Genomic DNA, 24,801 nt, shown 5'->3' on the forward strand with positions numbered 1-24,801 from the left:
ACAACCAATGGTTTTGGAGACCACTACTCTACCGTTGAGCCATACCCCTAAGACAAATAGTATTTTATCATGTACTAATAACTTATGTCAAGAAATTTATCATTTTATTTTTTAAAAAATAATTAAAAACACTTTTAGCAAAAAAGTAGTTTTTTTAAATACTTCTTGTTTAAGTATCAATATTATTCTATAATATAGTAAAATACTTTGATTGTCAAAATATTTTATTGTCGATTTTTTCGTGAAAGGATATATGTAAAATGAATTTTAATTCTCTTAAAATTGGAAATTTAGTAGCTCCTATTCCTATTATTCAAGGAGGCATGGGAATTGGTGTTTCATCTTCCAACTTAGCTGCTGCTGTTGCAAATGCTGGTGGAATTGGAATCATTTCTGCTGCGCAGCTTGGTTATAAAGAAGATGATTTTGAAAAGAACCCTTTAGAGGCAAATTTAAGGGCTTTAAAAAAACATATTACTCTTGCAAAATCTAAAGCTGTAAATGGTATTATAGGAATTAATGCTATGGTTGCAACTAATAATTATGAAGACCATATTAAAGCTGCAATAGAAGCTGGAGTTGATTTAATAATTTCTGGTGCTGGACTTCCTACTATGTTACCTAAACTAGTAAAAGGTTCCTCTGTTAAAATTGCACCTATAGTTTCTTCTTTAAAGGCCGCAAAAGTAATTTTAAAGCTTTGGGATAAGCATGATAATGTAGCTCCAGATCTTGTTGTAATTGAAGGTCCAAAAGCTGGTGGTCATTTAGGATTTAAAGTAGAAGAATTAGAAGATGAAAATCTAGACTTTGATAAAGCCGTTGTAGATATAATCGATGAAACAAAAAAATACGCAGAAAAGTATAATAAGGAAATTCCAGTAGTAGTAGCTGGAGGAGTTTTTGATGGATATGATATTGCTAAATATCTTAAATTAGGAGCTAGTGGGGTTCAAATGGCAACAAGATTTGTCGCTACAGAGGAATGTGATGCTTCTGATGAATTTAAAAACGCCTATGTTAATTGTACAAAAGATGATATACAAATAGTAAAAAGTCCTGTTGGAATGCCAGGCAGAGCTATTAAAAATCCTTTTGTTAAAAGAACTTCTACTGAAAAGGAAAAAATTACTCACTGCTATAATTGTCTAACACCTTGTAATCCTGCAAATACACCCTACTGTATAAGTAAAGCTTTAATAAATGCAGTAAAAGGTAATCTTGATGAAGGACTTATCTTCTGTGGTGAGAATGCAAGTAGAATTACAAAAATAACTACTGTTAAAGAACTTATGGATGAATTAGTTTCGGAACTAAAAAATGCATAGTTTATAAAAATGGACTGTCTAATAAATAGCTTTTTATAAAGCAAATTTATAGGACAGTCCATTATTTTAGATTTCTTTAAGGCCACAATATTCGCTGAACTTATGCACAGTTAAAAAATAACAAGTTCATATGCCTTAATTAAGCATTTTTGCAAGCTATTACTTCAACCTCACATAAAACTGCCTTTGGAAGTTCTTTTACAGCTACACAAGAACGCGCTGGTTTACTAATGAAATATTTAGCATAAACTTCATTAAATTTAGCAAAATCGCTCATATTTGCTATAAAACAAGTTGTTTTTATAACACTGCTAAAATCAACATTATTAGCTTCTAAAATAGCTGAAATATTTTTCATCACTTGTAATGCCTGCTCCTCTATATTCGAACCTACCACTTCACCTGTTGCTGGATCTAAAGGTATTTGCCCTGATGTAAATAATAAATCGCCAAAGCTTATTGCTTGAGAATATGGTCCAATAGCTGCAGGAGCCTTTTCTGTATTTGTTACTTTTAACATTTTCAATTCCTCCAAATTAAATCAAATAATATAGTTATTTTAGATTTTATAAAATTAATATAAAAAATTCATTTTTCCTACTTCAACTTTTTTAAGTTTTAACTTATATTCTAATTTTACTCGCATTATGTCATATATTCAACCTTTAATGCTATAAATTGTATATGAAAACTAAGAAATTACATTAGCATAGCTAATCCTCTTCTCGCACTTATTGCCTGCCACATTCAGCTTCGTCACCTTTTAGGATCTTTATACCATGTTCTAATTCAGATACAATATAATTTAGGCTTTCCCTAACCGCCTTTTCGCTTCCAGGCAAATTCACAATTAATGTGTTTTTTCTAATAACAGAAATACCTCTGCCAAGCATAGCTCTCTTAGTTATTTGCATTGAATAAGCTCTTATTGCCTCTGCTATTCCCGGAACTATTCTCTCTCCAATTTCAAGAGTAGCTTCCGGTGTACAATCTCTTTTAGAAAATCCTGTTCCACCAGTAGTTATAATTAAATCAACAGTATTTTTATCACACAGTTCTTTCATTTCATCACGTAAAATTTCCTGCTCATCAGGAAGAACTTTATAAAATTCAATTTTATATCCATTCTCTTTCATTATTTCCGCAATAGCGCTTCCACTTTTATCTTCTCTCTGTCCAGCATACCCTTTGTCACTAGCCGTAATTATCCCAACTCTATACAACTCTCATATCATCTCCACATTTTATTTTTCCGCCATTAATCACCTTTGCAAAAACACCGTTAGTAGGCATAATACAATTTCCCATTTTTTTATAAATCTCACAATGATTATGACATTCCTTCCCAATTTGAGTAAGTTCTAAAATCACATCATTACACTTTAATATTGTTCCAACTGGCAGTTTAGTAAATTCAATTCCTTCTACTACAAGATTTTCTCCGAATGCTCCATCTATTACATTAGCACCTTTATTATTGAATTCTTCTATTTTCTCATAAGATAATAAACTCACCTGTCTATGCCAGTTACCTGCATGCGCATCATTTTCTATTCCAAAGTCTTCTATAAAATTAGCTTCCTTAACATTTTTCTTTTGGGTACCACGTCTTTCACTTATACATACCGCTATTATTTTCCCCATAATCATCCTCCAATCTGAGACATCTTTCTTATCTCTATATTATTAGATTTCTTGTCTTCGTTAAATTCATGTTTTTCTGGTTTACTTAAGATCCCAGACTTCATTACATTTGTTAATTCATCTTCACTAATACCATTTCTAATTAGATTCTTTAAATCAATGCCTGTTCCATAACATAAGCATGGTTTAAGCAACCCGTCTGCAGTGATTCTAATTCTATTACAATCCTTGCAAAATTCATTACTTATAGCACTAATAAAGCCTATTCGCCCTTTAAATATATCATTTTTATAATATACAGCAGGTCCATTATCCTTTACACTATTTACCTTTGAAAACTTTCCAAACTCTTTTTCAAGAATATCTAATATCTCTTTGCTAGATATACCATTAAACGACTTTCCTAATCCCATTGGCATCATTTCTATAAACCTTACATCTACATCTTTTTCCTTGCTAATTAATGCAATATTAGATAATTCATCAAAATTAAAATTTTTAATAGGTACGCAGTTTATTTTAATTTTAATTCCGCTTTTTATTGCTTTTTCTATTCCATTTATAACTATATCAAATTCACTTCTTCTCGTAATATCATTAAATTTCTCTTTTATTAATGTGTCTAAACTTACATTTACACTATCAACACCTGAGCTTTTTAACTCCTGAATTTTATCGTAAAGGAATACTCCGTTTGTAGTTAATGTAACACTTTTTATATGTGGTAATTCTTTAATATACCTAATTAATTCTACAGCATCTTGCCTGAGCAGAGGTTCCCCTCCAGTTATTTTAATCTTTGTAATTCCCAAATTAGAAGCACTTCTACAGATTTTAATAATTTCATCGAAAGTTAATATTTCATCATTTTTTAAGGTATCAAATTCACCTTCTGATACACAATATTTACACCTTAAATTGCATTTATCAGTTATAGATATTCTAAGATACTCTATATTACGTTTATATAAATCTAGCAAGATCTTGTTTTCCTCCTTATTATAATCATGTAGGTTGTATAAATACGCCAGCAGTTTAAAAACTATTTTTATCTATTATTTTCTATATCTCCACTTTTGCCGCCTGTCTTTTTATATAAGTAAACCTCACTTATTTCCATAGTTTTGTCCATAGCCTTGCACATATCATAAATTGTAAGAAGCGCTACTGTTACTCCAGTTAGTGCCTCCATTTCAACCCCAGTTTTACCACTTACCTTAACAATACATGTTGCTTCTATTTCCAATTTTTCTTCAGACATCTTAAAATCAATACTGCTTTTACTAATCATTAGCACATGGCACATTGGTATTAAGTCTGATGTTTTTTTAGTTGCCATAATTCCTGCAACCCTTGCGACTCCCAAAACATCGCCCTTTTTTGATGTTCCATTTTTTACGGCATCAAAAACCTCTTTATTTACTATAATTTTTCCCTTTGCAATAGCTGTTCTTTCTGTTACATCTTTATTTGTTACATCTACCATTATTGCATTTCCATTTTTATCAAAATGGTTTAACTCCATATTGGATTCCTCCATTCTTACATTCCTTTTCCAAACCCACAGTTTGGATAGGTGCATATATCACAAGATAAGCAAAGACCTCCATGTCCCATTATCGATAAATCTTTACTAGATAGTTTAACATTTGCCATTATTCTAGGTAAAACTAAATCAAATATAGTTCTCTTTGAATACATTACACAACCTGGCAATCCGACTATTGGAATATTATTTTTATAATAAGATAGTAGGAACATTGCTCCCGGTAATACTGGTGCCCCATAAGATATAATTTCGGCTCCTGTGCTTTTTATTGCGCTTGGAGTTAAATCATCTGGATCTACGCTCATACCTCCTGTACAGACTATCATATCTGCACCTTTTTCAAGAAAACCAATAATAGATTTTCTTATATTTTCAAGGTCATCATTAACTATCTCTTCACCTAATATTTCAGCATTATATGCTGATAATTTTTCTATTATAACGGGCCCAAAAGTATCTTTAATTCTGTCATAAAATATTTCATTACCTGTGGTAACAATACCAACTTTTTTGATAGCAAATTTTTTAATATTTAGTAACGGCTCATCTCCTACTATTTTTTTAACTTCATTCATTTTTTCTTTTTCTATAACAAGCGGAATAACCTTAGTTCCTGCTAATTTATCACCTTTTTTAACAGGAAAGTTATTATGACGAGTAGCAATCATAATTTCACCTAAAGAATTGATTTTGTTCATTTTCTCTACGTCAATTTGTAAAAGGCCATCAACGTCTGCTACAAGTTCAACCTTACCTTCTTTAACCTCAGTCCCTACTATATTTTCCCCTTTGCATACACTAAGTAGAATATCTGCCGCCTCATTTTCATGCAGCATTTCCTCATTTTTTTCCCATATATAAATATTATCTTTACCTAATGAAAGTAAAATCGGAACATCTTCTTCTTTAATAATATGCCCTTTTCTAAAAGCAACATTTTTAGTTACTCCTTTTATTATTTGCGTAATATCATGGCATAAAACATGGCCAACTGCCTGCGTTGTTTTTATCATTTTCATTATATACGCTCTCCTTAAATATACTGTCCATAACAAATTAAATATAATTTTATCATTTATCTAAATCATTGTAAAAATTTTTTATGAATTTTATAAACTTTCTTCCTGTTAAGGAAAGTTGTCTATTTTGATTATATACAACAAATATTTTCTTGTACCTTTTTTGATTACATATATCAAAGGTTAATATTTTACCAAACATTTCAAAGTCTTCTGTTGCCTTTTTAGACATTATTGATATTCCAATCCCACTACTTACGGATTTTTTTATTGTTTCCTGATCATTAATTCTCCCTATTACATTTAATTTATTCATATCAAAATTTATACTTTCAAGGAATATAACAGCCTCTTTCTGCTCCTCAGGTCTGCATTCTCTCATTATTATTGGCTCTTTTAATAAATCATTTAAAGAAACACCATTTTCTTTAATTCTTCGATATTTGCTATTATTGGGTGTTATAATAACTAACTTATCCTTGTAAATTTCTTCATATACACAGTTTACATTCTCAATTTTTTTGCCCACAACTCCAATCTCAACTTCATTCCCTGCTACTTTCTCAATAACTTCATTACTATCTCCTCTTATTACTGAAAAATAATTATTAGGATTTTTTTCATTAAAGGCAAATAGCACTTCTGGTAAAATATATTGTGCTGACATTGTAGATGCAGCTAATGTAATTTCATTGCTATCACATTGTTGCTTATTAAATGCTTCTAATGCTTTATTTTTCATATCTATAATTTCTCTAGCATATTTATAGAACTCTTTCCCATCTTCTGATATACACATCTTTTTAGTTGTCCTTATAAAAAGCTCAACATTTAGTTCACCCTCTAAGGACTTAATATGTCCACTTATTGTTGGTTGGGATAGGAAAAGCTTTTGTGCGGCCTTTGAAAAACTATTCAATTCTACTACATTCACAAAGGCTTCAAGTTGTTTAAATTCCATCTTCCTAATTCTTCTCCTTATGCCTGCATATTATAAGCATTTTTTTCTTTTTAAATACCTTCCAATTAGATTCTCCTCATTTACAGCTTTATCTTCAACCATCTTATTTCCTCTTAAGAATACCATTTTGATTTTTGCTTTACTTGGAAAACCTTCATATGGAGTAAAATCCACTTTTTGCACACTGCTTATAGCTTTAATAACTTCATCATTTCCTTCATCTATAATTATTAAATCAGCATGACTTCCTACGGCTATTTCGCCTTTTAGCGGGTATAATCCAAATATTTTAGCAGGTTTTGTAGATGTCAACTCGACCATCTTATTTAATGAAATTAAGTTTTCACATACTCCACTGCTATACATAAGCTGAATTCTATGTTCTACCCCTGGTATACCATTTGGAACTTTAGAAAAATCTCCTTCCCCAAGTGCTTTTTTATATACATAATTGAAGGAACAATGATCTGTTGCAACAGTATCTATTTCTCCATCCTTTATAGCTTTCCATAAAGCTTTATTATCTTCTTCATCTCTAAGTGGAGGTGACATTATATACATGGCTCCTTCAAAGCCATTGTCACCTTGTAATTCATACTTATCTTTATTTAATAAAAGATAATGAGGGCAAGTTTCTACAAATATCTTTATTCCTTTTTTTCTTGCCTCATTTACCGCTTCAAGGGCCAATTTAGAACTTAGGTGAACTATATAAACCGGATAATCTACTTCCTCTGCTACTTTAATTAAAGTTTTTACTGCATCTAATTCCACTTCTGGTGGTCTTGATATAGCATGATATTTCATTTCTAAGTTACCATTTCTAACTAGATTGTTGATATTTTCAACTATTTTATCTCCATTTTCACAATGAAATAAAATAAGCACTTCTAGTTCCTTTGCCTTCTTTAAAGCATTACTTATTTCTTCCTCATTAACTTGAAGATTTTTATATGCCATATACATCTTAAACGAAGTAATACCTATACTCACCACTTTTTCCATTTCTTTTTCTACTTCTTTATTCCATTCACATAAAGTCATATGAAATCCATAATCACAGTAACATTTACCTTCGGTTTTTTCCTTATATATCTCTAAAGCTTCACTAATTTTTTGACCTTTATGACAATCTACAAAATCAATTATTGTAGTGGTGCCGCCAGCTATTGCAGCCTTAGTGCCGCTTTCAAAATCATCGGATGTATTAGAACCTAAATCGAAATGAGTATGAACGTCTATTCCACCAGGAAGTATGTAGCTTCCTGCTAAATCAATTATTTCATCCCCTTCTTTTTCAAGAGATGACCCTATAGATTCAATTATTTCATTTTCTATTCTCAAATCGCTTTTAAATGTTTTCTTACTAGTTACTATATAAGCACCCTTAAGTACTTTTCCCATTTTTATTCACCTACTTGAATTACTTAAATTTTATTACACATTAATTATTAAATTCTCGTTATATTCTATCCCATAATTTTTGGCTGACTCTTCTAGCCTCAGCTAATATCTCATCTTCGTTAACATTAACAAGCTTACCGCTTTCTACTATAATTTTTCCGTTTACAATAGTTGTATCTACAGATTTACCCATCATTCCAAATAAAACATGGGAACTATAGTTACTCTCATTCATTGGCGTTAATGGATTATAATCTACTATTATTACATCAGCATTTGCTCCCTTTTCAATGATTCCGAAACTTCCTTCAAAATGTCTCTCCGCAATCTTTCTATTATTTTCAAATAACATTAATGGCACTTCATTCCAAGCTGCTGCTGGATCTTTTAGATTATGTTTATGAATTATATTTGCTACCTTCATAGATTCAAACATATCTTGAGTATAACCGTCTGTTCCAAGACCAACAACAGCACCTCTCTTTATAAGATCAAGTGCTGGTGATACGCCTACTGCATTACCCATATTAGATTCGGGGTTATGTGCTACTGCTGTGTTAGTCTTTGCAAGTAATTCTCTTTCTTCATTATTTGCATGTACACAATGAACTGCAATCGTTTTTTCACCTAATATGTTAAAGGCATTTAATCTCTCTACTACTCGGATGCCATATTTCTCTACACATTGCTTCTCATCGTCTATTCCTTCAGCAACGTGAACATGATATCCACAGTTTAATTTTTCTGCCTCATCTACACATTTTTTTAAGGATTCATCAGAAAGTGTAAAACTTGCATGCATTCCAAACATGGCAGATTTCATATTATCTTTCTTTTCCATACAATACTTTATGTAGTCTATGTTTTCCTTAATTCCTTGTTCTAAAATTTCCTCACCATCTCTGTCTGATACCTCATAACAAAGTGAAGTTCTTATTCCAAGTTCCTCTGCTACCTCGCTGATTGTAAAAAGACTATTTAATATAGCATTTGGGCTTGCATGATGATCAAAAAATGTTGTTACACCAAACTTTAAACTATCAATTAATGTAGTGTAAGCACTATATTTTACATCTTCTAGATTCAATTTCTTATCTAGTCTCCACCACAAATTATTTAGTATATCTAAGAAATTCTCAGATACAGGACCATCCAAATTCATCCCTCTTGCAAAGGCACTATATATGTGTCCATGAGTATTTATAAGACCTGGCATTATTACTTTTTTATCGGCATTGATATATTCTGCATTTTCATATCTGCTTAATATATCATTAGTATTTCCATAGTCTATTATCTTGCCATCTTTTATAACTACTGCTCCATTTTCTATAAATGGATTATCTTTATTGTGAGTTATTAATCGTCCATTGCCTATAATTTTCACAAGAATTCCTCCCACTATTTTCTAAGCACCATTCCAGCTTTTACTTTTATATATTCTCCTTTTTCAACAGCTAATTGACCATTTATTATTACATAATCTATTCCTTCAGGATATTGTATTGGATCTTCAAAAGTTCCCTTATCTATAACTGTATCCTTATTAAAAATAACCATATCCGCAAAACATCCTTCTTTAAGCATTCCTCTATCTTTTATGCTGAATGCATTCGCTGACTTACTTGTCATTTTCATAACAGCTTCCTCAAGAGTTAATACTCCAAGTTCTCTATGGAATCTTCCAAGTATTCTTGGGAATGAACCATAAGCTCTAGGATGAGGCTTTCCTGAAAGTAATCCATCAGTACAAACATTTTGTTCTGCTAATTTCATAAACTTGATTATATGTTCTTCTTTTCCATAATAATCAACCATTCCAACTGCATTTTCTTCTTCTAGTAAAAGATCAAAAGTTGCATTATATGCATCCTTTCCTCTTAACTCTCCAAGCTCTGTTAAACTTTTTCCTATGACATCTTCATTTTTCTTAGTCTTTGTTGAAGTTATAAAGATTCCGTCAAACCCGGCAAAGTCTATAAAATTATCCCAGCCTTCAATACCATTTTCCATATCATAAATCATCTTTTCTCTCATTTCTTCAGAAGCAAGTCTTTCTAATAACTTATCTGTGCCTCCGTCATGAGCCCAAGGTGGTAATATTACTCCAAGCATTGTGCTTCCTGCTGCATATGGATATTGGTCAAAAGTAACTCTTATACCTTTTTCTTTTGCCTCATTAAATAGTTGAATCACTTTATCAATATACTTCCAATTCTTCTTTCCACATACTTTAAAGTGTGAAAAATGAATTTTAACCCCTGACTTTTCACCAATTTCAATTATTTCTCTCATAGAACTTATAATTGTATCAGCTTCACTTCTCTGATGTACTACAAACACTCCATCAAATTCTGCTACTACCTTACACATTTCTATAAGTTCTTTGGTTTGTGAATAAGCACAAGGCATATAGATTAGTCCTGTAGATAATCCGTAAGCCCCAGCTTTCATTTCTCTTCTTGTTACTTCACACATTTCTTTTATTTGTTCATCATTTGGAATAACATTATCAAGCCCTAAAACTTCCATTCTCACATTTCCATGCGGTACTAAATAAGCTTCATTTAGGCCTACTCCGTTGTTTTCCATGATCTTTAGATAATTATCTGTAGTTTCATATTCCCAATCTATATCATCTGATTCTCCATCTAAACCTGCTAAATTTTTTCTCCAAGGTGATATATATTTTTTTGGCAGTGGTGCCATAGATATTCCATCCTGGCCTAATACTTCTGTTGTTATACCTTGCCTAATTTTAACTTCATTATATGGATTCTCTAATATCTTAAGGTCACTATGAGAGTGAGTATCAATAAAGCCTGGGGCTATAACTAACCCCTCAACATTTATTGTTTTATCTATATTTTCTTCATTAATTTCTTTTGCTATTTTTTCTATTTTTTCATTACAGATTAAGATATCTCCTGTGAAGCCTTTATTTCCACTTCCATCGACAATAAAACCACTTTTTATTAATATCTTCACTTTTAATCACCTTCTATATATTTATAACGTTAAATTTTGTAGATTATTTGTTATAAACAGATTTTAATATTCCATAGTATCCTTCTGCTCCAGTGAATAATTGCTCTTGTTCTATATATTCATCAATTGTATGAGCTAAATTTTCCTTTGACGGACCAAAACCAATAGTTCTTATTCCAGCTTCTCCTGCATAATGAGAACCATTTGTGCAAAATGAATATTGTGTTATTTCTGGGTTTATTCCTGCAGCCTTCAATCCTTTAAGAGCCGCCTGAACAAATTCATCTTCTTGACTGTATAACCAAGCTGGAAAGAATCTCTCACCTTCAATAGTTTCACCTGTATAACAAGTTTCTTTTCCTATTGCATATGAAACTTTTGCATTCAATTCACTGTCTTCTGCTATTAGTTCATCCACTATTTTTTGAATAGGAGCTAATACGCCTTCTTTAGTTTCTCCAACTAAAAGTCTTCTATCAAAAGTAGCTCTACAGTAATCTGGAACTACTGATGCTCCTGGATATGGTGAAGATTTAATATCAGTTAAAACTAATATTCCCTTACCTAGTACTTCATGTACTGGAGTTTCTATGTTTTGAATCTTTTCAATTATTTTAGACATTTTATAAACTGCATTAATCCCCTTTTCTGGATTAGCTGAGTGAGCTGGTCTTCCAAACGTCTCAATAACAATTTCCGCTCTTCCTCTTTGACCAATCTTTAAATTCAATTCTGAAGATTCTCCAATAATTACATAATCAGGCTTTACAGCTTCACTTATTTTTCTTGCTGCTACTCCTTCAAAAATTTCTTCATGAACTACACCTGCAACAAAGATATCTCCTTCAAAATCTTTATTAGTATCTTCTGCAAAATAAGCTGCTGCGACAATCATAGCTGAAGTTTGTCCCTTCATATCTGAAGTTCCTCTTCCATAAATTTTCCCATCAGCTATTTCTCCTCCGAATGGTGCATGAGTCCATTTTGAGTCATCTGGTACCGGAACTGTATCAATATGTCCATCAAAAAGTAATCTCTTTCCTGGTTTGCTTCCTTTAATATGACCAATTACATTGCCATAAGCATCTACAAAACATTCATCATATCCTAATGCTTTAAAATTTTTCTTTATAACTTCTACCACTTTTCCTTCTTCGCCTGAAACTGAGTGAATTCTTACTAAATCCTGACATAATTTTGTTAATACTTCTTTTCTTTTATTATCTAACATATCTATCTTCCTCTCATTTTAATTCTTTCACTGATTTCTTTAGTAACTACCGTCCCAAACTATTTCTCTATATTTCTTAGGATCTGTATCTCCTTCAGTACTAAATAAAAGTACTCTTGAATTCTCATTTAATTCTAAAGCTTCTTTTAAATCTTTGTAATCATCATCTATCATAATTTCATATAGAAGACCTGCTGTTACTGCGCCTGATTCACCTGAAATTACCCTTGTATCTCCTTTTAAAGGATTTCCTAAAATTCTCATTCCCTTTGCAGTTACCCAGTCTGGACATGAGACAAAAGCTTTTGCATGATTTTTCAATATTTCAAAGCCAATGGTGTTAACTTCTCCGCATGCAAGTCCAGCCATTATTGTCTGCATATCTCCGCCAACTGCTCTTGCTTCTCCATCATCAGCTACTGCCGATTTATAATAGCAATCTGCAAGGTTTGACTCTACCACTACAGTCTTTGGACAACCATCTCCATAAACACTAGCAAAGAAACCTTGAATAGCTCCTGCTAAAGATCCAACACCTGCCTGAACAAAAATATGTGTAGGTTTTGCCACGTTAAGCATTTCTAATTGCTCTTTTGCCTCTAATGCCATCGTTCCATAACCTTGCATTATCCATGCTGGTATTTTTTCATAACCTTCCCATGCAGTATCCTGAACCATTACTCCATTATGTTCCTCAGCATATTTATTAGCAAGCCTTACAGCATCATCATAGTTTAAATCTGTAATACTTGCCTCAGCGCCTTCTGCCTTTATATTGTTTAATCTTTCAAGGGAAGATCCTTTTGGCATATAAACTACTGATTTTTGTTTTAATCTATTAGCTGTCCATGCAACACCTCTTCCATGATTACCATCTGTTGCAGTTACAAAAGTTATTTCTCCTAATTTTTCTTTAACTTCTTTTGAAGTCATTTTTTCATATGGTAGATTTTCTATATTTTCTCCAAGTTTATCTGCTAAATATTTTCCCATAGCAAATGATCCGCCTAATACTTTAAAAGCATTTAATCCAAATCTATAAGATTCGTCCTTTAAGTAAATTCCACCGAGCCCAATTTTTTTAGATAATTCTTTTAAATTTACTAATGGTGTTTTATCATATTCTAAAAAGCTTTCATGAAACTTTTTTGCTTTTGAAACTTCCTCTTTATTAAAAAATTTTATACTACCTTCTTTATCTCCTTTAGGCAATGTATTTTCTTTCCATAATATTTTTTCCATTACACTTACTTCCCCTCGTATTTTCTTTTTATTTCAGTAAATATTTGATTCTTCTTAACTTAAAATATTTATATCATCAATATAATAAGAATAATCTTTCAATATTGTCTCAACGGTTTTTTCTAACTTATTCTTGTCTTCTTTTGAATTAGATACATAGATATATTCTTTTCCATCCTCTCTTAGTAAGAACTTATCTTCTCCAATTCTTAATAAACCAATATTCTTTGAATTGGTATACTCTTCTAAATCTTTGTATATAGTTGTTTTCTTAAGGTATGGAAAACCGCCTTTTGGACAGAACATATGGCAGTTACCACATTCATTACATCTATTTTCAATGTGAGCTATTTGATAATTAGCTGTAAGCCCTTCAACAGTGACCCTCATATTTGCTCTATTAGGACATATATCAACACAGATTCCACAGCTCTTTAAACAGTCAAAAGCTTCTAGTTTATCCTCTAAGACTTTTCCATTTCCTTTATTCTTATAATTAGCATCACTTTTTGCTTTATCAGCCAATGCACTTAAAGCTTCAATATCTAATCCTTTAGGTGCCTTTCCTACTTTTTTCATTTCATTTAATACAGCTTTATTATTTGTATACCCTTTTGGTTGTAAGAATAATGTTGACATAGTAATAGGAGCAATTCCCGTATTAAATACATCTAATACATTATTTTTATCTATTCCACCTGACATAGACATAGTTATATCTTTAAACTCATCGGAAATATTTTTAGCTACATTTATTGCAATTGGATATAATGGTTTTCCGGACATATACATAGCTTCCCCTGGCATAACATTTCTAGTATTAACTACTGGAAGTGTGTTTGTTAACTTAACTCCGAATGTTACATTGTTTTCTTTAGCCGTCTCTAGTAGCTTAGCTATTATTTCTTTAGCAGTGTCAAATTGTAAATCATGATCAAAATCGTCTCTCTTTAATTCTATGTCGTTATAACCCAAATTATCTAAGATTTCTCTTACCGCATCGCATCCTAATAATGTAGAATTACATTTCAATAATGTATTAATCTTTTTATTTGATATTAAATGAGTTGCTATACCTAAAATTTCACTTGCCTTACATCCGTGCATTGTAGAAAGAGTAATTATGTTTGTAATATTTGAAGTAATCTTATCTACATCTTCTAATTTAAATCTTTTGAAATTACTTATATTTCTCTTTAATACTTCTATACATTCCTTAAACGTCTCAGTATTCTTCGCGTCCTTAAGATCATCAATAAAATCCGAAATTTTCTTTGATTGGATTCCTTTAAGATCATATCCTACACTTATGTTAAGTATAAAATCTTTCACATCTGATAAACCAAGTTCAATCCCCATAGCTTGCATTAATACCGAAGCTTTTATATATTCTTGTTTTGCTTCCTCAGCTGTTAGTTCTGTAGACCATTCTACATTGTAACCTACATTTTTAACATCAATACATGGTCTTGATATCATTTCTTGCATTTGCTTTCCATCTACTACTTGAACAGTCTTAGGTTCAAAATATCTACAACCTGCTAGATAAGCAGCTAAAAAGTTTTGAGTTAATTGTGTATGTGGGCCAGCTGCAGGACCTACTGGGAATCTTATATATTCGTTGCAAAACTCCATTTCTATACTATTATCAATTTCCTTATAAAAATCCTTTTCCTCTATTTCAAATATTTTTCCCTTTGTATAATAATCTTGAAGCACTAGCTCAAGAATCTTTTCAAAAGATATTGGTTTCATTATTTCGCTCATGATTGACCGCCTTTCTTAAGATAAATTTATATAATCAATTATCAAAATTTAATTTAGCAATTCTCATACCAAAAACAATGGTGAAATACTATTTTTTCAAGAAGTGAATTTCTTTTAAATAGAATTTCACTTCTTATTTTCTACTTTTTAGCCGCAGGTTTTGGTTTACGATAATATGTATCATCCAAAGGATATCTGTATCTGAAAACCCCATCTTTTTTATAATATGCATTTTGACATGCTGGAGCGCCCATAACACAAACAATCTCACCAATACCTTTAGCTCCAAACGCTGCCCCATTTGGATCATTTTTTTCAATTAAATGCACTTCCACAGGTGGCATTTGAGGCGCCTTAAGAAGGCCTAATGTTCCTAATTTTACTTGGGGAATACCATCTTTTAGCGGAAAGTCTTCAGTTAATCCATATCCAAGTCCCATAGCTACTCCACCTTCCACCTGACCTGTAGCAGAAAGAGGATTAATTGCTCTTCCTATATCATGAGCAGCAACAACTTTTACCAGCTTTCCTTCATTATCTATAACGACAAGCTGCGTTGCATACCCATAAGCTATGTGGCTTATGGGGTTAGGTTTCTCAGAACCAATAGGATCTGTTTTGAAATCAAATTCTCCTATATACTCCTTATCTTCTAGCTCCCTTAATGTACGCCCTTCGTCTAAATCAGCCTTTAATTTTAACGCTGCCTTACATGCTGCTTCTCCTGCAAACACTGTTTGACGAGAGGCAGTTGTAGTACCTGAATCAGGAGTATATTTTGTGTCGGGATGTTCTACTACAATTTCATCCGGAGTTAATCCTGCTGCTTCACACACTATTTGCATAAGTACAGTCTGTACTCCTTGGCCAATTGCACCTGCTGAAGATCTTACATGAACCTTTCCATCAATTATTTTTAAGTTACATCTTCCTATATCAGGAACTGCTACACCTACGCCTGCATTTTTCATCGCTGAAGCTATTCCAACATGATAATTTGGGTCTGCTTCATACTTTTCAAAATCGTCTTTTACTGCTTCCAAAGTTTCTGCCATTGCAGTGCCTTCGTCTGCAATTTGTCCATTTGGAAGTGATTGCCCTGGTCTTATTGCATTTCTATAACGAATTTCCCAACCAGAAATACCTACTTTTTCTGCTAACTCATTTATTAAACATTCTACAGCCGCACAAGATTGTGTTACTCCAAAACCACGGAATGCACCAGCTGGAGGATTATTTGTATAATAAGCATTTCCTTCTATATCCATGTTTTGATAATTATAAGGGCCTCCTGCATGAGTACAAGCTCTTTGCAATACTGGTCCTCCAAGTGAAGCATAAGCACCTGTATCAGATGTAAGTCTAGCTCTCATTCCTTGGAAAATTCCATTTTCATCACAACCAATTTTACAGTAAATATCCATTGCATGACGTTTTGGATGATAATTAATACTTTCTTGGCGACTAAAAGATACTTTTACTGGTTGCTTAGTCAAATATGCACAAAGTGCAGCTTGATGCTGAACGCTCATATCTTCTTTACCACCAAATCCCCCCCCAACAACGGCACTTTGTATCCTTACTTTTTCTAGTGGAAGTCCAAGGTAATTACTAATTTCGTGATGTTCATCATAAATACCTTGTCCTCCTGTTATGACCTTTACGCCATCTCCATCAGGAAGCCCAATTGCAGTCTCTGGTTCCATAAAAGCATGCTCTGTTGGCGGAACATGAAATGTGCCTTCTACTATGTATTTAGAATTAGTTAGAGCAGTTTCAGCGTCTCCACGTTTTACTTCCTCATGATCAAATAAATTGTTTTCTGGAACTATAAATTTTCCAAATTGCATAAAACCCTCTCCATGAACTTGGGGTGCACCTGGAGTTGCAGCCTCTTCCGGAGTACGGATAGGTACTAACTCTTCATATTCTACCTCAACAGCCTTCACTGCTGTAATTGCTTGTTCTAGTGTTTCTGCAACTACCATTGCAATAGTATCACCAATGCACTTTGTTTCTTCTCCAATATCAATCATTCCTGGCCAGTCTTGTGCTAAGTGACCAATATATCTCTTTCCTGGAATATCCTTCGCTGTATATATTGCTACAACACCTGGCATTTCAAGTGCTTTACTTGTATTAATAGCTAATACCTTTGCACGAGCATATTTACTAAATACATTTTTTCCATATAACATACCATCAAAACTATAATCATCCGCATACTTTGCTGTTCCTAAAGTTTTTTCACGTGCATCAACACGACAAACTCTTTCTCCAACTTTACCTGTTTGCTTTAATTTAGGAATTTCTAAGTTTTCTCTTAACATTTTTGCTGCTAATAGAATCCCCTCTTCAATCTTCAAATATCCTGTACAACGACAAATATTAGTCCGAATTGCTTGTTTTATATCGTCTCTTGTAGGATTTGGATTTTGGTCAATTAAGCATTTACCGCAAATAACCATACCAGGAATACAGAATCCACACTGTACAGCTCCAGCCGCGGCAAAAGCGTATACAAATACTTCTCTTTCTCTTTCTGCGAAACCTTCTATAGTTTGTATCTTCTTACCTTCCAACTTAGAAAGTTTTTGTACACATGCACGGGTTGTCTTTCCATCAATGATAACAGTACAAGTTCCACATGCACCTTCTTTACATCCATTTTTTACTGATGTTATTTTGATTTCTCCCCTTAGAAAATCCATTAATGTCATATCTATTTCAGATTCATAATCCTTACCGTTCACATTTACTTTAAACATTTTAAATTCACCTCTTCCAAGCCACCCTATCATACATTTTCCATTATATTTATTTGATTTTTATACTATTTATATCTATAGCAATTTTCATGCCAATTTCTCAAAGTATACTTAAGTACATGAAGGAAAATAATAGACCAAATATGCACCAATATTTTGTGCCAGACAAGGAAATAAATTCAGCTTACAGTGAGTCTATTGTTGATTTCCCTAACACAATATGGTACAAAATAAGCAAGTATACGTGTCTATTATTTTATATCTATACAAGTAAAGTTAATAATATTATTAACTTTACACATTTTATCAAAATGATAATTAATTATCATTTTGATAAAATGTGCGTATACCTCATTAAAATATAATATTTACGTATAGAAAAGAGTATGAATTATCATTTTGATAATTCATACTCTTTTTTCGTCAAGCTTCCTATACAATGTAGCGATTCCAATTCCTAATTTTTCTGCTGCTTTCTTTTTTCCTAATGTATCTCTTCCATATAAGTTTAACGCTTTTTCTATATATTCTCTTTCCATATCTCTAAGTTTTTTTATTTCCTTATTATTAGATTTATCAGTAACTATTGCTTCATTCTTGTCATACTCAGCTATGGATTTTGGTATCATATCCTTACTTATAATGCCATCATCTCCACTTAAATTAACTAATAATTCAACTATATTTTCTAATTCTCTTACATTTCCTTTCCATGGATATTCTTTGAATTTATTAATGACATCTTCATTTACTGTATGAACATATTTGTTAAATATTTTATTATATTTCTTTATAAGTTCATCTATAATTAGTTCTAAATCTCCTGCCCTCTCTCTAAGTGGAGGCATCTCAAGTGGTATTACATTTAATCTATAGTATAAATCTTCTCTAAACTTTCCTTCTTCAACTAATTTCTTTAAATCCTTATTAGTTGCTGCAATTACTCTAATATCTAAATCAATTAATTTGTTTGACCCTATTTTAACTAGTGTTCTTTCTTGCAATACTCTAAGTAATTTAACTTGAAGATATATTGGCATATCTCCTATCTCATCTAAAAATATTACACCTTTATTGGCTAATTCAAATTTTCCTATTCTTCCACTACTGTTTGCTCCTGAAAATGCTCCTTTTACATATCCAAACAATTCACTTTCTAAAAGGCTTTCAGGTATTGCACCACAATTTATAGCTATAAATGGTTTGTTGCTTCTCGGACTTTCCGCATGTATAGCTCTAGCCACTAATTCTTTACCGGTGCCACTCTCACCTGTTATTAAAACTGTTGATTTTGAAGATGCTATCTTCTTTATTTTTTCTTTTACTTGCTTCATTACTAAAGAATTTCCTACTAATACATCACAAGTTATTTTATTTTTTCCATGAGTTAAATTAATTACTTCTTGATTTATGTTCTTATATTCATTGAATACTAAAATTTTGGAACATGATTCTTGATTAACATAATTATGTATTAATCTCCCAACCACTCTATATTCCTTTGAATTTATATGAATACTATACAGATTTTTATTTATCGAATAATCTTCTATTTCTTCTATATGTATTTCTTTGCCAATAATTGAAGGTTTTAATTTTAACATTTTTATACCTTTGTTATTTATAAGACTTATTCTATTTAAACTATCAGTTGTAATTATTCCATCTTCAAGAGAATTTACTATTTGTTTTAAAAATTCTAAGTTATTCTTATTTATAAGAACTTCATTTTGCTCTATAAGTTTAATTGATATAAAATCAGAAATTTCTTCTAGAAAGCTCATTATATCTGAAAAATTATCTATCAAATAATTTTTTTGCTCTTTAGTAAAACATACGAATCCTATTACTCCAAAAGTTATATTGCCATATTTTATAGGAACACATATCTCCATCTCTTCTTTACAATTTCCTTTATCCCTACAATCCTTGCATAAAATATCATTTCCAGGATTTCTTATAATTTGAGATTTTCCTGATAACAATGCTGCTTTATAAACATATCCTTCTGATTCTATGTTTTCACCTATGCCATCTTTATATATACCTGTACCCGCAATCCTTTCAAGATTATTGTCAACAACTTCTACATCTAGTTTCAATATATTAGATAATAGTTTAGAATATTTATTTACTACTTCTGAAATATCTTTTAATGTTATTTTCATAATATTTGTTCTCCTCATTTTTATTATACCCATGACTTTTTGCTTTAGATTTTATTCCATATAATAAAAAATTTAAAAGTATGAAAAAAATCTGTATTACTCTTATACCACAGTTTTGTAAATATTAATTCTCATTTATTCAGCATGCCTATATAAAACAACACTTTCAATATAATTTATATATCTTCTTAATTCATTTGTTTGTTCTTTAGTAATTTCTCCTGATTCATACATTCGATGAATTTCTGAACGTTCTATATCCATCATTTTAATCCGTAATTCTTCTTTTTGCTCTTCACTTTTTTCATTATATGGCTTAGTTGGGCGTTTTAATCTATTAATCATTCTCTTATAATCTAAAATTACTGGATAAACAATATTAGCTTTTTTATGCTCTCTCGAATATTTCTCCAATTCTTCAAGAGCAATCTTAAAAGCTCTTAACTGAATATTTTTCCCTAAACGTAATTTAGCTAATCTAGTTTTTTCATGTTTACTATAATGACCACTAAAGCGATTCCAGTATCTTATGACTTTTCTTATGATATACATTGCTCCTGAACGGATATTATTTGAAAGAGCTTCTTCTCTATAATCAAGCGCTTTTTCAAAGGTTTCAAAAAGTTCTTTACTCATTCCCTCTTTATTCATTATATCATTTATATATTTCCTTTCATATTTTAATGCCATTAATCGTACTTCTGCAATTTTCTGTTGGTAAGAATTTGTATTCTCCTCCATGAGATTTTGTGCAAATTGAATTCTTTGAAATATAGACTTATATTCATCTATAAGTTCATAAATCACAGCTTCATTCTCCTCATTCATTTCTAATTTAATTTTTTTAATTGTTACTAACAATATTTTACTCTTTGCTTGGCCTAAATCAATTTTATCTAATTCCTCTCCTTCTATTAATTCTCCTTTATTTAAGAAAGGCAAAAAAACCGTAGCTGATATTAACGTAAATAAAATTACGCCAGCTGCTAAAAACAAAATCAACGAACGTTCCGGGAACACCTCTCCATTAATTAAAAATAAAGGAATTGATAGAACTCCTGCCATTGTAACTGTGCCACGAACACCTGTTAAACTAATTATCAATGAAGTTTTAAAGTTTGGCTCTATAGCATCTTCAATTTTTATATAGGCATATTCATAATAAGAAAAAAAGTAGGACCAAATAAATCTAATTAAAAAAATAATAAACTCAATTCCAAAAGTATATCCGACAGCTAACCAATTTCCTATATTAGGATTAGATACTGTTTCAATCATTGATGAAGGAATATTTAATCCTAGTAATATAAATACAATACCATTTAAAGCAAATAGAATAATTGACCATATATTTTCTGTAAGTACTTGTTCTTCTGCCAGTATAGTTTCAGCTCCTTCTCTTAATAATGAATGGACAATTCCAGCAACTACTACAGCAATAACTCCAGATGCATGCAAAAGTTCTTCTGTAATAATAAAAATGATGAACGGTGTTAAAATTTGCAACATAGAATGAAATATCACATCATCGATCCCTTGTTTACGTAAAATAAATCTTATCCATGTTACAATCAAACCAAGTATTAATCCTAAGATTCCTCCAGCTATAAACACATATGTGAAATTAAGGATTGCTTCTTGTAAAGAAAAATACCCGGTTACTACTGCTGCTACTGCATAATTAAAGGCAACTAAACCAGATGCATCATTTATTAGAGATTCTCCTCTAACAAGATTCAATACTTTTTCAGGAATATGAATTCTTTTTGCAATCCCGTTTACAGCCACAGGATCAGTTGGCGATAAAATAGCAGCTAATGCAAAGGCTGCAGCAAGAGGAATGCTTGGTATCACCCAATGAATAAAGTATCCTCCACCAATAGTAGTTAAAAGGACAAGAACAAGAGCATTACCAAATATTGATGCTTTCATTTTCCACAATTCTTCCCGCGGAAAATGTCTTCCATCATTGTATAAAATAGGTGCTACAAATAACAATAAAAACCACTTAGTTTCTATTTGAAATGAAATTCCTTTAAATGCAAGTGCAGTTATTATTCCAAAGCTGATTTGAATTAGTGCCGCGGGAATAGATGGGATATAGTGGCTAATAATATTGGAAATTAGTATAAAAACAAGCAATAATAATACCGTCATCAATAAATCCATTTTTCTCCGCCCTTCTAAAATATTATTTTTATTGTTTCTAACTTTATTGTTATTTATGTTGAGATTATAATATAAAATAAAAAACACCATTCTTAGTATAAATTAATTCTTTAAAATTGATTCTACTAAGAAAGGTGATATTATATTGATCAAATAATAACTTTTTTTATTATATACGCCACGTATTGCTGATAATATAAATTTAACTAAGACTTAAGTAGATTTTAATCTTCACCTTAGTCTTAGTTAAACCTGGAATATGTATTATTCTATTTTTCAAGCATTCTCATAACTATTTTTTCAGCAGTTATTGGTAATGTTCTTATATTTACTTTTGTAGCATTATATACAGCATTAACTAAAGCTGGTGATGGTGTATTAATTACAATTTCACCTATCGATTTTGCTCCAAATGGTCCACTTGGTTCAAAGCTGCTTTCAAATTCTACCCTTATATTTCCTACATCAAGACGGGTTGGTATTTTGTATTGAAGGAATGAATCATTTCTCATCCTTCCATTCATATCATAAGTAATATCTTCATATAAAGCCATTCCAATCCCTTGAACAATTCCACCCTCTGTTTGAATTCGTGCAAGATTTGGATTTATAACAGTTCCACAATCTACAACTGCAACATAATCTATTATTTCAAGCTTTCCAGTTAATTTATCTATTTCAGTTTCCACAATTCCAACCATGAATGGTGGTGGTGAAATTGGTGAAGAATTTGATTCGCTAGCGCTTAACATACTGCTTCCCGCAAGATATGTTGCATCAGCTAATTCTTTTAAAGTTATGTTTTTATTATCTTCAAGTGAGAATATTTTTTCACCATCGAACTCTAAATTCCCAGCTGGGCAATCAAGGATCTTAGCACTTTCTTCTATTATCTTTTTCCTCAAAGTATCACAAGTCTTAACCACTGCTCCTCCAGTAATATAAGTTGTACTTGAAGCGTAAGAACCAGTATCGTATGGTGATTGATCAGTATCAACTCCATGAACAACTATATTATCAACATGACAATCTAAGCAATCTGCTGCCATTTGAGCAAGTATTGTGTCACATCCCATTCCCATTTCTGATGCCCCTATCATTAAAGTATAGAATCCATCATCATTTAATTTTATCTCAACAGCTGCTGTATCTACATTAGATATTCCAGATCCCTGCATAGCCATCGCTACACCAACTGATCTTACTTTTCCATTTCCCATATCTCTACAAGGATATTTTTTATCCCAGTCTATCATTTCTTTAGCTTTTTCTAAGCACTTATCTAGTGCACAACTCCTAGCAGTTTCATTATAGTAAGCAGGCATAACTTGTCCTTCTCTTACCATGTTAATTTCTCTTATTTTAATTGGGTCCATATTAAGTTTTGCTGCTAATTCATTAACTGCTGATTCTACTGCAAATAATCCTTGTGTAGCTCCATATCCCCTATAAGCTCCGCCACCCATAGTATTTGAATATACAACATCAAAATTAAATCTATAAGCACTAGCTTTTCCATAAAGCGGCATTGATTTGTGTCCAGATAATCCAACTGTAGTTGGGCCATGTTCACCATATGCTCCTGCATTTGATAGTGTATAAACATCTATAGCTTTAATTACACCATTTTTATCTGCACCTAATCTAACTTTTATCTCCATTTCATGTCTAGGACTTCCGCTAGTCATACTTTCTTTTCTAGTAAAAATCATCTTAGCTGGCTTTCCTGTTTTTAATGTTACTATTGCTGGAAAAACTTCTGCTACAACACTTTGCTTAGCACCAAAGCCTCCTCCAATTCTTGGCTTAATTACTCTTATTTTAGATTTTGGTATTTCAAGAGCATTTGATAATATACGTCTTACATGGAAAGGAATTTGAGTTGAACTTGTTATGTTTAGCCTTCCATAAGTATCTAGTTCAGTAAATGTTCTAAAAGTTTCCATCATAGCTTGGCTATTAGCTTTTGTATGATAAGTTTCCTCAATTACATAGTCACATTTACTTAATTCGTCTTCTACATTTCCAATTTCCATTTCACCACATGAGCAAATATTTCTTTTTGCATCAGTTCCAACATCGCATAATGATTTAAAATCCTCTTCTGGATGAACTAAAATTTTATTATCTTTAGCTTCTCTAAAATCCAAAATAGCATCTAGAACTTCATATTTTACTTTAATTAATTTTAGTGCTTTATCTACACATTTATCATTAATACCAGCAACTATAGCTACTGGATCCCCAACACATCTAATTCTTTTATCTAAAATTAATCTATCATAAGGGCTTGGCTCTGGATAAGATTGCCCTGCCATAGTAAATCTAGATTTAGGAACATCTTTATATGTTAAAATACACTCAATGCCTGGTACCTTACCAGCTATTTCTATGTTAATGTCTTCTACCAAAGCATGAGCATGCGGGCTTCTTAAGACTTTTACTATTAAACAATTACTTGGTGCTATATCATCTGTATATACTGGTTTACCTGTTATAAGCGACATTGCATCTTTTTTTCTTATCCCCTTGTTTACAAAACTCATTTTAATTCTCCTTATTT

18 protein-coding genes are annotated in these 24,801 nt (G+C 31.6%); 1 reads left to right on the top strand and 17 read right to left on the bottom strand.

Annotated features, from left to right (window positions below; translation table 11 throughout):
• The first annotated feature begins 260 nt into the window (after positions 1-260).
• The gene (locus COL3_RS14965) at positions 261-1,328 is read left to right on the top strand and encodes a nitronate monooxygenase (RefSeq protein ID WP_008423626.1); all 1,068 of its coding nucleotides are present in this window, start codon (positions 261-263) and stop codon (positions 1,326-1,328) included.
• A 139-nt stretch (positions 1,329-1,467) separates the two neighbouring features.
• Here COL3_RS14965 and COL3_RS14970 read toward each other — a convergent pair whose 3' ends face one another.
• The 17 genes from COL3_RS14970 to COL3_RS15050 form a co-directional block, all read right to left on the bottom strand.
• The gene (locus COL3_RS14970) at positions 1,468-1,848 is read right to left on the bottom strand and encodes a RidA family protein (RefSeq protein WP_008423625.1); all 381 of its coding nucleotides are present in this window, start codon (positions 1,846-1,848) and stop codon (positions 1,468-1,470) included.
• Between the two features lie 211 nt (positions 1,849-2,059).
• A complete protein-coding gene (locus COL3_RS14975) occupies positions 2,060-2,551 on the bottom strand; it encodes a MogA/MoaB family molybdenum cofactor biosynthesis protein (RefSeq protein WP_008423622.1) in 492 nt (163 codons plus the stop codon).
• Positions 2,544-2,972: an MOSC domain-containing protein gene (locus tag COL3_RS14980; RefSeq protein ID WP_008423620.1), complete on the bottom strand. Its 429-nt coding sequence runs from the start codon at positions 2,970-2,972 to the stop codon at positions 2,544-2,546. Before COL3_RS14980 ends, COL3_RS14975 begins: the two co-directional genes overlap by 8 nt.
• A 2-nt stretch (positions 2,973-2,974) precedes the next feature.
• On the bottom strand, positions 2,975-3,952 hold the full coding sequence (gene moaA / locus COL3_RS14985; RefSeq protein ID WP_008423618.1) for a GTP 3',8-cyclase MoaA: 978 nt from the start codon (positions 3,950-3,952) through the stop codon (positions 2,975-2,977).
• A 68-nt stretch (positions 3,953-4,020) separates the two neighbouring features.
• Positions 4,021-4,497 carry a cyclic pyranopterin monophosphate synthase MoaC gene (gene moaC / locus COL3_RS14990; RefSeq protein WP_008423617.1) on the bottom strand — a complete coding sequence of 159 codons (477 nt, stop codon included), beginning with the start codon at positions 4,495-4,497 and terminating at the stop codon, positions 4,021-4,023.
• Positions 4,498-4,514: 17 nt separating this feature from the next.
• A complete protein-coding gene (locus COL3_RS14995) occupies positions 4,515-5,540 on the bottom strand; it encodes a molybdopterin-binding protein (RefSeq protein WP_008423615.1) in 1,026 nt (341 codons plus the stop codon).
• Between the two features lie 52 nt (positions 5,541-5,592).
• The gene (locus COL3_RS15000) at positions 5,593-6,501 is read right to left on the bottom strand and encodes a selenium metabolism-associated LysR family transcriptional regulator (RefSeq protein ID WP_008423613.1); all 909 of its coding nucleotides are present in this window, start codon (positions 6,499-6,501) and stop codon (positions 5,593-5,595) included.
• A 30-nt stretch (positions 6,502-6,531) separates the two neighbouring features.
• Positions 6,532-7,905 (bottom strand): dihydropyrimidinase, encoded by a 1,374-nt coding sequence (hydA, locus tag COL3_RS15005; RefSeq protein ID WP_008423611.1) that lies wholly within the window; start codon positions 7,903-7,905, stop codon positions 6,532-6,534.
• Between the two features lie 58 nt (positions 7,906-7,963).
• A complete protein-coding gene (ssnA, locus tag COL3_RS15010) occupies positions 7,964-9,292 on the bottom strand; it encodes a putative aminohydrolase SsnA (protein WP_008423609.1) in 1,329 nt (442 codons plus the stop codon).
• A 14-nt stretch (positions 9,293-9,306) separates the two neighbouring features.
• Positions 9,307-10,893, bottom strand: coding sequence for a D-aminoacylase (locus COL3_RS15015; protein ID WP_008423607.1), 1,587 nt, complete (start codon positions 10,891-10,893; stop codon positions 9,307-9,309).
• A 43-nt stretch (positions 10,894-10,936) separates the two neighbouring features.
• Positions 10,937-12,124 (bottom strand): YgeY family selenium metabolism-linked hydrolase, encoded by a 1,188-nt coding sequence (locus COL3_RS15020; protein ID WP_008423605.1) that lies wholly within the window; start codon positions 12,122-12,124, stop codon positions 10,937-10,939.
• Positions 12,125-12,163: 39 nt separating this feature from the next.
• Entirely contained in the window at positions 12,164-13,366 is a 1,203-nt protein-coding gene (gene dpaL / locus COL3_RS15025; protein ID WP_008423603.1) for a diaminopropionate ammonia-lyase, read from the bottom strand.
• Positions 13,367-13,420: 54 nt separating this feature from the next.
• The gene (locus COL3_RS15030) at positions 13,421-15,133 is read right to left on the bottom strand and encodes a hypothetical protein (RefSeq protein WP_008423601.1); all 1,713 of its coding nucleotides are present in this window, start codon (positions 15,131-15,133) and stop codon (positions 13,421-13,423) included.
• A 140-nt stretch (positions 15,134-15,273) separates the two neighbouring features.
• Positions 15,274-17,901 (bottom strand): selenium-dependent xanthine dehydrogenase, encoded by a 2,628-nt coding sequence (gene xdh, locus COL3_RS15035; RefSeq protein WP_035283408.1) that lies wholly within the window; start codon positions 17,899-17,901, stop codon positions 15,274-15,276.
• 407 nt (positions 17,902-18,308) lie between these two features.
• Positions 18,309-20,069: a sigma 54-interacting transcriptional regulator gene (locus tag COL3_RS15040; protein ID WP_008423596.1), complete on the bottom strand. Its 1,761-nt coding sequence runs from the start codon at positions 20,067-20,069 to the stop codon at positions 18,309-18,311.
• Positions 20,070-20,204: 135 nt separating this feature from the next.
• Positions 20,205-22,238, bottom strand: a complete 2,034-nt coding sequence (locus COL3_RS15045) for a Na+/H+ antiporter (RefSeq protein ID WP_008423594.1) — start codon at positions 22,236-22,238, stop codon at positions 20,205-20,207.
• A gap of 269 nt (positions 22,239-22,507) precedes the next feature.
• A complete protein-coding gene (locus COL3_RS15050; protein ID WP_008423592.1) occupies positions 22,508-24,784 on the bottom strand; it encodes a molybdopterin cofactor-binding domain-containing protein in 2,277 nt (758 codons plus the stop codon).
• Positions 24,785-24,801: the final 17 nt, after the last annotated feature.

Origin of the sequence: Clostridium sp. LS, assembly GCF_002760435.1 — a bacterium.
GTDB lineage: Bacteria > Bacillota > Clostridia > Clostridiales > Clostridiaceae > Clostridium.

What these genes read in the sequence shown, in the direction of transcription:
- COL3_RS14965 (WP_008423626.1), top strand. Translation starts at nt 261, where the DNA reads ATGAATTTTAATTCTCTTAAAATTGGAAATTTAGTAGCTCCTATTCCT.
- COL3_RS14970 (WP_008423625.1), bottom strand. Translation starts at nt 1,848, where the DNA reads ATGTTAAAAGTAACAAATACAGAAAAGGCTCCTGCAGCTATTGGACCA.
- COL3_RS14980 (WP_008423620.1), bottom strand. Translation starts at nt 2,972, where the DNA reads ATGGGGAAAATAATAGCGGTATGTATAAGTGAAAGACGTGGTACCCAA.
- moaC (WP_008423617.1), bottom strand. Translation starts at nt 4,497, where the DNA reads ATGGAGTTAAACCATTTTGATAAAAATGGAAATGCAATAATGGTAGAT.
- COL3_RS14995 (WP_008423615.1), bottom strand. Translation starts at nt 5,540, where the DNA reads ATGAAAATGATAAAAACAACGCAGGCAGTTGGCCATGTTTTATGCCAT.
- COL3_RS15000 (WP_008423613.1), bottom strand. Translation starts at nt 6,501, where the DNA reads ATGGAATTTAAACAACTTGAAGCCTTTGTGAATGTAGTAGAATTGAAT.
- hydA (WP_008423611.1), bottom strand. Translation starts at nt 7,905, where the DNA reads ATGGGAAAAGTACTTAAGGGTGCTTATATAGTAACTAGTAAGAAAACA.
- COL3_RS15020 (WP_008423605.1), bottom strand. Translation starts at nt 12,124, where the DNA reads ATGTTAGATAATAAAAGAAAAGAAGTATTAACAAAATTATGTCAGGAT.
- dpaL (WP_008423603.1), bottom strand. Translation starts at nt 13,366, where the DNA reads ATGGAAAAAATATTATGGAAAGAAAATACATTGCCTAAAGGAGATAAA.
- COL3_RS15030 (WP_008423601.1), bottom strand. Translation starts at nt 15,133, where the DNA reads ATGAGCGAAATAATGAAACCAATATCTTTTGAAAAGATTCTTGAGCTA.
- xdh (WP_035283408.1), bottom strand. Translation starts at nt 17,901, where the DNA reads ATGTTTAAAGTAAATGTGAACGGTAAGGATTATGAATCTGAAATAGAT.
- COL3_RS15040 (WP_008423596.1), bottom strand. Translation starts at nt 20,069, where the DNA reads ATGAAAATAACATTAAAAGATATTTCAGAAGTAGTAAATAAATATTCT.
- COL3_RS15045 (WP_008423594.1), bottom strand. Translation starts at nt 22,238, where the DNA reads ATGGATTTATTGATGACGGTATTATTATTGCTTGTTTTTATACTAATT.
- COL3_RS15050 (WP_008423592.1), bottom strand. Translation starts at nt 24,784, where the DNA reads ATGAGTTTTGTAAACAAGGGGATAAGAAAAAAAGATGCAATGTCGCTT.